Below are 12,704 nucleotides of genomic sequence, written 5' to 3' on the forward strand. Positions count from 1 at the left end.
AGCCCGCAATTGTAAACGGTTTGCACTGCCAGTGGCAATATCGGGATGGGACGAAAATGGCCCTTGGGCGGGGGAAGTGTGAAGGGGCGGGCTTGCGGTTGGTTTGGTCGGGGCGGCGGTTCCGGGGCTTCGGAGGGGGAAGGTGGTGTTAGGTGCTAGGTGCTAGGTGCTAGGTGTTAGGCGCCAAAGTCGACCCCAACCCCCTGTTTCTTAACACATAACACTTAACACATAACACCCAACACTCCGCCACACCAAAAGCTCCCACCTCCAAATCACCCCACCTCCAACCACCGTGCCCCCTTGCGCGCGGTCGGATACAATGTCCGCGTTCTCACCACAGGGAGTTTTCATGCCGCGGCTGGATACGCAGATCAACCGCAAGGATCCGGATTTCGTTGCTCGCGACAAGCATCATCGCGGCCTCGCCGAGCAGTTGCGCGAGAAGCTTGAGCAGACTGCGCTGGGCGGGCCTGAGCGCTCGCGTCAGAAGCATCTGGACCGCGGCAAGCTGCTGCCCAGGGAGCGTGTGCGCACGCTGCTTGATCCCGGCAGTCCCTTTCTGGAGGTCGCACCGCTGGCGGCCGACGGCATGTATGACGATGCCGCGCCGGGGGCCGGAGTTATCGCCGGCATCGGCCGCGTGGCCGGTGTCGAGTGCATGGTGGTGGCCAATGACGCCACCGTGAAAGGCGGCACCTACTATCCGATCACGGTCAAGAAGCACCTGCGCGCCCAGGAGATTGCACTGGAAAACAATCTGCCGTGCATCTACCTGGTCGACTCCGGCGGCGCCTTCCTGCCGTTGCAGGACGAGGTGTTTCCCGATCGCGACCACTTCGGGCGCATTTTCTACAACCAGGCCAGATTGTCGGCAAAGAACATCCCGCAGATCGCCGTGGTGATGGGCTCGTGTACAGCCGGCGGCGCCTATGTGCCGGCCATGTGCGACGAAGCCGTCATCGTCAGGGAACAGGGCACGATTTTTCTCGGTGGCCCGCCGCTGGTGAAAGCCGCCACCGGCGAGGAAGTCGATGCCGAAACACTGGGCGGTGCGGACGTACATACCCGGCTGTCGGGCGTGGCTGATCACTTTGCCGAAAACGATACCCACGCCCTGGCCATCGCGCGCGACCTGGTGGCCGATCTCAATCGATCTGAGCCGGCGGTTCAGCCGGAAGCAGAGACCGTGGAGCCGGCACACCCGATCGACGATCTTTACGGCATTCTGCCCGACGACACCCGCTACCCGTTTGAAGTGCGCGAGATCATCGCCCGCATCGTCGACGGCAGCGAATTTTCGGAGTTCAAGGCGCGCTATGGCACGACGCTGGTATGCGGCTTTGCCCGCATCCATGGCTACAAGGTCGGCATTGTGGCCAACAACGGCATCCTCTTTTCCGAATCGGCCCTGAAAGGCGCGCATTTCATTCAGCTTTGCAACCAGCGCAATATCCCGCTGGTATTCCTGCAGAACATCACCGGCTTCATGGTCGGCAAGAAATACGAACAATCGGGCATTGCCCGTGACGGCGCCAAGATGGTCACGGCCGTGGCCTGCTCGCACGTTCCGAAGTTCACCGTTGTCATTGGTGGCTCGTTCGGTGCCGGCAATTACGCCATGTGCGGTCGCGCCTACCAGCCTCGCTTCCTGTGGATGTGGCCCAATGCCAGGATCTCGGTGATGGGCGGCGAACAGGCTGCCAGTGTGCTCTCCACCGTGCGACGCGACGCTCTGGAGTCGCGCGGAGAAGAGTGGCCGGCCGAGGACGAAGAGCAGTTCAAAGCACCCATTCGCGACCAGTACGAACACCAGGGCCACCCCTACTACGCCAGCGCACGCCTGTGGGATGACGGCATCATCGACCCGGTCGATACCCGCCGCGCCCTCGGCCTGGCCCTGGCTGCTGCGGCCAATGCACCGATCGAACGCGAGCGGTTTGGTGTGTTTCGGATGTAGGGAAGAAAGAAGTGTGAAGTGTGAAGTGGGCGGGCTTGCGGTTGAGCTGGTCGAAGCTGCGGGGCCGAGGCTTCAGGGAAGGGAGGTGTTAGGTGTTAGGTGTGGAGCCAACTCATCGGTTCTTAACACTTAACACTTCCCACTTAAACACCCCCACTTTCCACGTCCGCTCCGATCTGGAAGGCAAAGAGAATGAACCATGACTGAACTACTGACACTGACAACCAACGACCGTGGCGTGGCGACGCTGACGCTCAACCGACCCGAAGTGCACAACGCTTTCAACGCCGAGTTGATCGTGCAGTTGAGTGACACGTTCGATCAGGTGGCCGAGCAGGCGCGTGTTCTTGTTCTGACGGGCAAGGGGCATTCGTTTTCTGCCGGGGCAGACCTCAACTGGATGCGGGCCATGGCCGAAGCCACGGAGGACGAGAACCGCAGGGATGCCGAGAACCTCGCTGCCATGCTGCGCAAGCTCGATCAATTGCCCTGCCCGACCATTGCCCGGGTCAATGGTCATGCCTTTGGCGGGGGTGTTGGGCTGATTGCCTGCTGCGACATGGCCGTGGCCATAGAGACCGCCCGGTTTGGGCTGACCGAGGTTCGGCTGGGGCTGGCGCCGGCTACCATCGCGCCCTTCGTGGTGCCGAAGATCGGCGTCAAGCATGCACGACGTTTCATGCTTACCGGTGAACGCATGGACGTCGACACCGCCATTCGCATCGGCCTGGTGACCGCCGCGGTGCCCGCGGCCCATCTCGATGGGCATGTCCACGACCTGATCGACCTCCTGCTGGCCGGCGGACCAAAAGCCCAGGGCCGCGTCAAGGAACTGATTCGCACCATTGCGACTCATGCCAGCGACCCAGCCGAGCTGGACCGCCAGACCTCGCAGATGATCGCCTCACTGCGGGTTTCCAGCGAAGGCCAGGAAGGCCTGAATGCCTTCCTCGAGAAGCGAAAGCCGTCATGGACTGAAGGATAGAGGGAAGAGGGCTGATGCCTTCCCAGTCAATATCGAAGCCGCTGTCCCCAGCGGGCAAAACAGACACGAACGAGATCACCCATGTTCCGTAGCATTCTTATAGCCAACCGCGGCGAGATCGCTTGCCGCATCATCGCCACCTGCCGCCGTCTGGGCGTGGAAACCGTGGCCGTGTATTCCGATGCCGATGCCCGTGCCCGCCACGTGCGTCTGGCCGATCGGGCCGTTCATATCGGCCCGGCACCGGCGCGCGACTCCTATCTTTCCATCGACAGAATCATACAGGCGGCAAATGATACCGGCGCAGAGGCTATCCATCCCGGATACGGCTTTCTGGCCGAGAATGCCGACTTTGCCCGCGCCGTGCGCGAAGCCGGCATCACACTGATCGGCCCGTCACCCGAGACCATGGACCTGATGGGTTCCAAGGCCGCCGCCAAGGCAAAAATGGAAACCGCCGATGTGCCGCTGATTCCCGGCTACCACGGCGATAACCAATCCGACGACAAGTTGATGGCCGAGGCCGAACGGGTCGGCTTTCCGCTGATGCTCAAGGCGGCCGCCGGCGGTGGCGGCAAGGGCATGCGCGTGGTCAAATCCAGAAACGACTTTGCGGAGGCCCTCCAGGCCGCTCGTCGCGAAGCCTCCGGCGCCTTCGGCGACGAGCGCATGATTCTCGAACGCTACCTGGAGCGTCCGCGCCATATCGAAGCACAGGTTTTTGCCGATACCCACGGCCATACCGTGCACCTGTTCGAACGCGACTGCTCCAGCCAGCGCCGGCATCAGAAGATCATCGAGGAAGCCCCGGCAGCCAACCTGGACGACTCCATCCGTCAGAACCTGCTTGCCGCCGCTGTCCGTGCGGCCGAAGCGGTGGACTATGTCGGTGCCGGCACCGTGGAGTTCATGGTCGACGGTGGCGAATTCTTCTTTCTTGAGATGAATACCCGTCTGCAGGTCGAACACCCGGTCACCGAATGCATCACCGGCCTGGACCTGGTCGAGTGGCAGCTGCGCGTGGCCGCCGGAGAAAAGCTGCCGCTGGCCCAAAACGACATCCGGGTCAACGGTCATGCCATGGAGGCGCGTATCTACGCCGAGGATGCCGAACAGGGATTTGTGCCCTCCACCGGCACCATCGGTCAACTCAATCTGCCGACCGGCGACCATGTTCGCGTCGACTCCGGCGTGGAGGCCGGCGACGAAGTCAGCATGCATTATGACCCGATGATCGCCAAGCTCATCGTTCACGACCATTCGCGCGCTGCCTGCCTGGCCCGTCTCAACCAGGCACTGGCCGCAAGCTTCGTGTCCGGCCCGACCACCAACCTGGGCTTTCTGCAGGCGCTGGCCGGATCGGATGTGTTTGCCGAAGCCAGGCTGGATACCGGGCTGCTCGACCGCGATCTCGCAGCCGTTTTCGAGAAGCGCGAACCACCGGCCGAAGTCATTGCGGCTGCCGCCGGCCGCTGGCTGCTTGAGCAGGAAAGCGCCTCGTCCGGCCGTACCCCCTGGGACCACTGCGACAGCTGGCGTCTGGGCTCTCCGGCCACCCGATCTCTGGACCTGGAGTATGGCAATGGCCGCCACCTGATCGAGGCCAGGGGCGAGAGCGGCCGCTACGAGTTGCAGCTCGACGGCGACAACCTGACCGTGGATCTCGCTGAAGTCGACACGGACACCTTTCGACTGACCGCCAACGGTCAGTCCCGTCGTCTGCAGATCCATTCGGCCGACGAGCATGCGCTGGAAATCTGCCTGGACAACCATCGCTGGCGCCTGACTCGCCATGCCCGCTTCGAAGCCATCACCGATGCCGGCGGCGGCGACGGCCGACTGGTCGCCCCCATGCCCGGCAAGGTGCTCGAGATCCGTACCGAAGCCGGCGCAGAGGTCAGCGAAGGCGACACCCTGTTGATCATGGAAGCCATGAAAATGGAGCTGGCCATCAAGGCGCCCATCGACGGACAGGTGGACCAGCTCGCGGTGGCAGCCGGCGACCTGGTGGAGGCCGACGCGGTGCTGCTGGAGATTACTTCGGGCGAATAAGCGAAGAAGCCGGCTTGGAGCGGCCGGCCGCGCGTCCCGGTCTACGCCTCGATGGCAGGCCTGTTCCCGCCTGGCCCTGTGGATCAAGTGTTACTCCACCGATATTGTCTTGCGGGCGATTACACTGCCATCGCCAAGATGAGCGACGAGCCGGTAGCTGTGCCCGGCCGGAAGATAAAGCGAAAGTAACTCACCGGGATAGACCAGTACCTGATCATCCGGCACCGCGTCGGAAGCGCGATCTTCCCGCAGCGCCCGAACCAGAACCGGGTTTTCCTCATCCAGCAATTCGGCCGGAATGGCCGTGGCCACGCCCAGCGCCTGTCGATGGAATCCGGGCATAACCTCGCCTCCGGCTGGCGCAGGCAGATGCACCTGAGCGTCCACCGCACCCCGGTACTGCCCAACCACGATCGGTGCGCCGTCGGCGTCCAGGGGTATTCGTCCGGTCTCGGGTGGACGTTCCGTCTCTACCGGCAACATGCAGGTGGTCAGATCCACACTGAGCGGATCGATACCCGTCTGCTCCCGGAAGCGCGCTGCCATCCAGCGCTGGCCACCGCGAAGCGGCTCCTTGGCGATATGCGACCATCCGGCAAAGATGGCGACTCGCGCATCCTCTCCCGCCGCATCAATCTGCGATGCCAGGTTGTCGGCCTGACCCTGCTCCCGAAACGCAATCGATTCGGCCATATCCGCATCGTCGGGAGGCGACTCACTGATTTCGTAGCCGAAAATCTCCAGTCCCGTTGCATCGGACTGTCGGACGAGCGCCGCGAACAGCGGCTCGTGCGTGTAGCCACCATCGGAAGGAGAGTAACGCCACGGGTCCAGACCGGCCTGTTCTGCATGTTCAGCCATCACATCCGGCATCTGAAATGCCTCGAACCCTATGTGGGTGAACCCGGCGTCCTTCAGTCGAGGCAACAAGCCCAGCACAAACGCCCTGGCCTCAACCCGGAAGTGATTCTCGTTGAACATCACGACGCGATGGTCCGATAGCCGCCGCGAAATCCACTGATCAGCGTCCACCCACTGCTCGGCCTCCTCGTCACGCTCCCCCAGGCACTCCCGGTCCGGGCCGGGCAGCGACTTTTCCATCCGGTCCAGACGGTCCTGTCGGCCCACGTAGGTCAGCCAGGTCGCCTTGACCTGGGCGCTCAGCTCAGGAGGATCAAGCTTCTCGATCGAATCCAGCGTGATCTGAAAAGCACCTTCCTTCCAGAGCGGCTGCATGTTCTGGGAAACGGCTGGCCCAGCGGCCAAAAGAAAGACCAATGCCATGGCAGGTGGCAGACGGACTGGAACCCCGCCGAAGCGGCGGGCAGGGAATAAAAAGGTTCGGCAGAACACCTGGACTCTCCGATCAGAAAAGTGCAGAGGGTACATCAGGCCAGCTTGCGATGCGCCAGCAGTACGCAACAGCCGCCATGAACTTCCATGGCAGGTGTCACTCCACTCCGCGCCGCGAATGATGACTCAAGGTGCTTTGGACAGGCACCATCGAACCAGGAAGTGCCCTGGCAGGAAGATCAGCAAGGGATAGGCAATCACGAGCAAGGCGACCCAAAGTGGATCTGGCATCCAGACCTGCTCCGTGCCGAAGAACTCATGGACCCAGTTGACGTTGCGCCACGGTTCGGTCCATAGCCAGCCACCGATGACGCCAGCCGCCCCGATAACGCATTGCAGCCAAACACCGCGCCCATCGTAACCGCGCCGCCAGACCAGCCACAGCAGGAACGGCGGCAGAAAGACGTGATAAAGCGATACGGCTCTGGCAATCAGGGGCAGCTCATCGGAATACATGTAGGCGGTAAAGCCGGTCAGACTGTGCCCGCCCAAGATCAGCGCCACGACAAGATCCAGCGTCCAGACCAGGCCCACCAGGCAGACCAGTCCGGCCTGGCTGGACAGCAGTAGCCGGTTGCCACGCCAGATCGCATACAGAATGATGAACTGTGCCAGGTTGCACAGCCAGAAAAAGTTCTGTGGCCCGTGATGGGTCATCACCACCGCGACCCAGAAGACCATCCAGGCACTGAAGACCAGCCGCGCAGTTAAGGGAATATTGCGTGGAGATGCGCTCATCAGCGCCACATGATACTGATCGGCCGCGATTTCTGCGACCTAGCCTGGGCCAACCCGGCAGTCACGGGGTCCACCGCGCTGGCAGATTGCGGTGATTCAGGCTAAGGTTGTCCCCGTTCGTGCCGAGGGTTAATGAAAGGGAAGCCGTGCGCAGCGTCTCGATTGCCTGTATCGCCTTGTGGATACTGTCTGCGGGCAGCCTGTTTGCTGCCGAGCCGGGCATCGAGATCGATTTTCTCGACGACAAGACCGATCCCGGCGAGATCCTCCCGCAAGACGGCCACTGGGAAGCGGCCGAGCCACCGGGCGCGCTGTCGAACCGACACCGATGGTGGCGACTGCGGGTCGACCTGCCCGACACCGGCGAGCCTCATGTCCTGGTTCTGCGCGAGGCTTTCGATGGCCAGCTGACGATTTTCCTGCCGCCTGAGTATCAGCCCCAGATCCTGGGGGGATTCAGAACGGAGCCGCCCCTGATCGGCTCCCTGCACCGCATGACCCTGGCCCTGCCGGAGCAGGCTGCGGAGCAGCCGGTGTTCGTGCGTGTCGACTCGGCGCGGAATCAGCCCATCGGAGTCGATATCCAGCCGCGCGCCAGCTGGCGCCAGGACGATATGACGCGCGTTCGCTATACCTCGGCAATTGCCGCCGGCTCGCTGGCCCTGGCACTTGCATGCGCCTTGTTTGCATGGGCCCTGCGCCGCCGGGCATTCCTGCTCATGGCCGTGTGGGTACTGTCCGGGGCCTTTTATTTCCAGGTCATGTCCGGAGAGGTGACTGGCTGGTGGCCCTGGGCGACCTCGGGCCAGGACCTGATGCGCCTTAACAGCGTGATCATGAACATCGGCATCGTCGCCGGTTACATGGCGATGTACCGCTTTCTCGAGATCCGACGGCATTTCCGGATCCTCAATCATGTTTTCCGCCTCCTGCTACTGCTGGCCGGGTTTGCCGTGCTCATCAACATCGTTGCCGGCGGCTCCTGGCTGGCCTCACAGGTCATCAATATCGTGTTGCTCCTGCTGGCCGGCACAACACTGACAGCCGCTCTCTTTCTGACCATGCGGCCGGGCAGCCAGGCCTGGTTCTTTCTTGTCGGATGGGGCGCACCAACGGCCGCAGGCATGGCGCGAGCCTGGTATTTCATGACCATACAGGGGACCCCCGTATGGCTGGAGTACCTGCACCCCATCGCTCATCTCAGTGGCGCGATGGTCTTGCTGCTTGCCACGGCTCGCGCGACCCGCTATGCCGAAAGAGAGATGCGGGATGCCCAGTCGCGCGCGCGAACCGACCCGCTGACCGGACTTCCCAACCGTGCTGCCCTGGACTCCACGCTGAAGGCCCTGGTAAGAAGCACCGAGCATATTGGTCGGCCATTGAGCCTGCTGTTCCTGGACATTGATCATTTCAAGCCCATCAACGACCGACACGGTCATGCCATGGGCGATGCCTGCCTGAAGCACCTGGCCCGCATACTGCTCAGACATGTGCGCATGAACGATCTGGTCGCACGATACGGCGGCGAAGAATTTGTACTGGTGCTGGAGGCCGACCGCGACACCGCTAGCCGAATCGCCGAGGAATTGCGACAAGCCGTGGCCGGGGAGGGCGAGGTCGTCGATGGCACCGCGATCGGAATGACAGTTTCCATTGGCGTTGCCGAGCATCGGCCAGGCGAGTCGGTGGAAAAACTGATGGCACGTGCCGACAAGGCACTGTACCGGGCCAAGCGCGGAGGTCGCAACAGGGTTGTGATCGCCGATCAACCCCGACTGACAAGAGGAGCATTGCCATGACCCCCTACTTTCCGGCCGAAGGGCTGAAAGCCGGAGACGTCCTGCTGATGAAAGGCATTGGCCAGGTTTCGGATCTCATCGCCTGGTTCGGTGATTCGATCTACAGCCACGCCGCCATCATGTGTTCATCAACACATTTTGTCGAAGCTGCCAACCCGACCTCGCGCGAGGTTGCACTGGCCGACCGCCTGCAACAGACCGAGTACTACGATTTCATCGACGCCTGGCGCCCCACGAATAGCCAGGGGCTGGCGTTGAATAACGCACAGCGCCAGGCTTTGGCCGACAGCGTCATGCAACAGCTGGACGTACCCTACCCCTTGAACGATCTGCTGCAACTGGCTGTGTTCGCGGTCTTGAGAAACAAGATTCCGATGGATGACAAGCTGCGCTGGCTGCTGCATGAACTGATCAATCTTCTACTGAAATTCGACCCCGGACACATGGTCTGCAGCGAGCTGGTCTACTACGCCATGCAGCAGGCGAAACTACCGCCCACCATACTCGTGGCGGCCGAGCTGGACCAGCCCTTTCCCGACATCGATGTGACCAAACTGATCGAGGAGTGGCTGCAGGATCGTCACAGCAATGCAGATTCCGTCAGTCTGGCCGCACCGCCGGCGCAGCCCTCGATCTCATCCAGCGTACTGGACCAGCACTACCAGACGTTTCGAAAGCAACGCATGACATCAACGCCGGGATTCAACCCGTATCCAATCTCCGACCCCAACCCTGCCAATGTCATGCCGGTGGATATCGAAACCAGTCCGCAACTGCGGTGTCTTGGCCGGCTTGCGCTGGGTCGGTCATGACAAGTGTTATTCCATTTGATTCTGACTAACCCATTAGTAGAAAAGGGTATTACTGCTGGACCGCAAGACTGAGTAGACTCCCTCGACTTTGAATCGAGGGTTTGCTCCGATGCAGTGGTTTTTGACCTCCGGCGGCATTCGCAGTTGCCGTGTCTTGCTGATGCTGATCAGTCTGCTCCTGTCGATACACTCTCTGGCAAGTCAGACCGGCGAGGACTCCTATTCCCTGGAAACGACAACTCCGGACAATGGATCTGGAGGCATCTATCTGGAACTGACCAGCCGTGACAATCACATTGCAATTGGCTCATTCGATATCTATCTCGAAGCCAGCGCCGGTACCGTACTGCCTGTACACGTCTACACCCGTTCCGGAAGTTACCAGGGTCATGAGCTGAATGCCGACTCCTGGGAGCTGCTGGGCATCATGGATACTGAAGTGGCCAGCGATCACACCCCGGTGACGGTTTCGCTGCCCGAACCGGTGCGAATGCCCCCGCGTGACACCAGGGCCTTTCATCTGCTGGCAGTTTCAGCCTCCATACAGGAAGGCATCCGATACACCGGCACCGTCTTCGAGCATCCGACAACCCAGTACGAGAACGCCCACCTCCAACTCTTTAGCGAACTGGGCACCATTGCGACCCAACCATTTCAAGACCGGCTTTTCAGCCCCCGCACCTTCTCCGGTGCAGTTCACTACCGCGTCCTGCCCCACACGATTTTCAGAAGTCGTTTCGAGGACGAGGAGAACAGCCATTGACCCGGCAGGTATTTGGGCTACGTTCAGCCGCCGTGCGGGTCACCTGCGAGCACGTCGACTGAATCTCTGACAGCATCCTGCAGATGGCATCCTTTCTGTCGGGTTAGACTCAGGGGACCAGACGGCCGCTGAGTTTTCTCCATTGAGCCTGCTTCACAGTCTATTCAGGCAAATGCTCTCTTCGATGCGCGACCTCGCACCGGTCGTGATCGTCTTCAGCCTTTTCCAGTTGCTGGTCATTCGCCAGCCCTTGCCGCCACATATCGGCGTGGCCGAGTTGATCATTGGCCTCATCAGCGTCCTGGTCGGCCTGACCCTGTTCGTCAAGGGACTTGAGGTCGGGCTGTTTCCGGTTGGCGAGAACCTGGCCCATGCCTTTGCCCGCAAGGCCTCGGTGTTCTGGCTGATCCTGTTTGCTTTCTTCCTGGGATTCGGAACAACCATTGCCGAACCGGCGCTGACCGCCGTGGCGGCCAAAGCGGGGGTGGTCATGTCCGATGCGGCGTTAATTGCCGGCCATGACGAAGCGCAGCGGCAGTTTGCCATCACCCTGCGCATCGTTGTCGCACTGTCGGTGGGCAGCGCCGTAGTCCTGGGCGTGTTGCGTATCCTCAAGGACTGGACGCTACACTACCTGATCATTGCCGGTTACGCGCTGGTGCTGGTGCTGACCGCCTTCGCGCCTGAAGAGATCGTCGGCATTGCCTACGATTCCGGCGGAGTCACGACCTCTACCATCACCGTGCCGCTGGTCGCCGCTCTCGGCGTGGGTCTGGCCACGGCCATCAGGGGACGCAACCCCATGCTCGACGGCTTCGGCCTGATCGCGTTTGCCTCGGTCATGCCGATCATCTTCGTGCTTTTGTTTGGACTGATCGGTTTCGGGGGTGGCGCATGAACGAGGCCCTGACCATCCTGCGCACCACGCTGTTCGACCTGATGCCGATCCTGGCGGTGATCTTCGGCTTCCAGTACCTGGTCATACGCAAGCCGGCTCCCCATTTAAGGCGTGTACTGCTTGGCCTTTTCCTGGTGTTCCTGGGCCTGGCGCTGTTCCTGTTCGGCCTGGAAACCGCCCTGTTCCCGCTGGGCGCCGTCATGGCCGAACAACTCACCAGCCCCGAGTTTTTGCCCACGCTGGCCGAAGGAATGGAGCGTCACTGGACTCACTATTACTGGGTCTACCTGTTCGCCTTCGCGATTGGTGCCAGCACCACCATTGCCGAGCCAGCCCTGATTGCCGTGTCGCTCAAGGCCGGCAAGGTCTCCGGCGGCACCATCGACCCGTTCGTGCTGCGCATTGCGGTCGCTATCGGCATGGCCTTCGGTATCACTCTGGGCAGCTGGCGCATCATTACCGGAACGCCACTGCATTACATGGTCATGGGCGCCTACGCGCTGGTCATCATCCAGACCCTGCGTTCACCAAAATTCATCATCCCGCTGGCCTTCGATTCTGGCGGGGTCACCACCTCGACCATCACCGTGCCGATCATTGCCGCACTGGGTTTGAGCCTGGCCAGCGCCATACCTGGCCGCAGCCCGATACTGGATGGCTTCGGCATGATTGCCCTGGCCTGCCTGTTCCCGATCATCACGGTGATGGCCTATGCCCAGATCGCCGAATGGCGTCAGCGCCGAATCAGGGCAAGACAGGAATCGCCGCCGGCACGAACCGGCCACAACCAAGGAGATACGCCATGGGACTCAAACTGATCGTTGCTTTCGTGGAGCCGGATCGAACCGAGGAGCTGTTGGCCGAAGCGCGCAAGGTCGGCGCCGGCGGTGCGACTGTCATGAGCCATGCCCGAGGCGAGGGCAGGAACACGGTCAAGGGAGTCTTCGGCCTGGAAATCGCGGCCCAGCGCGATGTGCTCTTGATGCTGGTGGACCAATCCCGTGCCGAACGGGTGCTCAGGCGATTGGCCGAGGTCGGAGAGTTCGACGACCGTCCGGGCACCGGCATCGCCCTCAAGCTCGATGTTGAAGACGCGCTGGGCGTTCGCGATCAGATGGCCGATGTGCTCAAGCGCACCTGATTGCATATCCTGGCTTGTTTTTCGAAACCGCAGATGAACGCGGATAAACGCAGATTCACGGGCATACAGGGGCAATTCGTGGGGGCATGAGATCCCGGGTAAAACAAGAATCATTGCCCCCATTGCCCATTCTTGATCCATCTGTAAGATCTACAATCTGCGTTAATCCGCGTTCATCTGCGGTTCCAAAGAATCCGCCTGGA

Annotated in this window: 9 protein-coding genes and 1 pseudogene; 8 read left to right on the top strand and 2 right to left on the bottom strand. The window is 61.5% G+C overall.

What is annotated here, in order from left to right; translation table 11 throughout:
• Window positions 1-352: 352 nt before the first annotated feature.
• The 3 genes from IC757_RS11875 (at window position 353) to IC757_RS11885 (ending at window position 4,997) form a co-directional block, all read left to right on the top strand.
• Complete coding sequence (locus IC757_RS11875; protein WP_190974524.1) at window positions 353-1,960, top strand: carboxyl transferase domain-containing protein; 1,608 nt, start codon at window positions 353-355, stop codon at window positions 1,958-1,960.
• 199 nt (window positions 1,961-2,159) lie between these two features.
• Window positions 2,160-2,945 (top strand): enoyl-CoA hydratase-related protein, encoded by a 786-nt coding sequence (locus tag IC757_RS11880; RefSeq protein WP_190974525.1) that lies wholly within the window; start codon window positions 2,160-2,162, stop codon window positions 2,943-2,945.
• Window positions 2,946-3,026: 81 nt separating this feature from the next.
• Window positions 3,027-4,997, top strand: coding sequence for an acetyl/propionyl/methylcrotonyl-CoA carboxylase subunit alpha (locus tag IC757_RS11885; protein ID WP_190974526.1), 1,971 nt, complete (start codon window positions 3,027-3,029; stop codon window positions 4,995-4,997).
• 90 nt (window positions 4,998-5,087) lie between these two features.
• Here the strand turns inward: IC757_RS11885 and IC757_RS11890 are convergent, their stop codons facing one another.
• Both IC757_RS11890 and IC757_RS11895 read right to left on the bottom strand, forming a co-directional pair.
• Window positions 5,088-6,233, bottom strand: coding sequence for a hypothetical protein (locus IC757_RS11890; protein WP_190974527.1), 1,146 nt, complete (start codon window positions 6,231-6,233; stop codon window positions 5,088-5,090).
• A 243-nt stretch (window positions 6,234-6,476) separates the two neighbouring features.
• A complete protein-coding gene (locus IC757_RS11895; RefSeq protein ID WP_190974528.1) occupies window positions 6,477-7,088 on the bottom strand; it encodes a hypothetical protein in 612 nt (203 codons plus the stop codon).
• Window positions 7,089-7,234: 146 nt separating this feature from the next.
• Between IC757_RS11895 and IC757_RS11900 the strand changes: the two genes are divergently transcribed.
• The 5 genes and pseudogenes from IC757_RS11900 to IC757_RS11925 all read left to right on the top strand — a co-directional run bounded on the left by IC757_RS11900 (window position 7,235) and on the right by IC757_RS11925 (window position 12,501).
• Window positions 7,235-8,887: a sensor domain-containing diguanylate cyclase gene (locus IC757_RS11900; protein ID WP_190974529.1), complete on the top strand. Its 1,653-nt coding sequence runs from the start codon at window positions 7,235-7,237 to the stop codon at window positions 8,885-8,887.
• Complete coding sequence (locus tag IC757_RS11905) at window positions 8,884-9,699, top strand: hypothetical protein (RefSeq protein ID WP_190974530.1); 816 nt, start codon at window positions 8,884-8,886, stop codon at window positions 9,697-9,699. Before IC757_RS11900 ends, IC757_RS11905 begins: the two co-directional genes overlap by 4 nt.
• A 109-nt stretch (window positions 9,700-9,808) precedes the next feature.
• A complete protein-coding gene (locus IC757_RS11910; RefSeq protein WP_190974531.1) occupies window positions 9,809-10,462 on the top strand; it encodes a hypothetical protein in 654 nt (217 codons plus the stop codon).
• A 142-nt stretch (window positions 10,463-10,604) separates the two neighbouring features.
• A pseudogene (locus tag IC757_RS16775) lies at window positions 10,605-12,178 on the top strand (DUF1538 family protein).
• Window positions 12,163-12,501 (top strand): P-II family nitrogen regulator, encoded by a 339-nt coding sequence (locus IC757_RS11925; RefSeq protein WP_190974533.1) that lies wholly within the window; start codon window positions 12,163-12,165, stop codon window positions 12,499-12,501. The pseudogene IC757_RS16775 and the gene IC757_RS11925 overlap by 16 nt, the downstream one beginning before the upstream one ends.
• The last annotated feature ends 203 nt before the right edge of the window (window positions 12,502-12,704 follow it).

Source organism: Wenzhouxiangella sp. AB-CW3 (assembly GCF_014725735.1).
Classification (GTDB): Bacteria; Pseudomonadota; Gammaproteobacteria; order Xanthomonadales; family Wenzhouxiangellaceae; genus Wenzhouxiangella.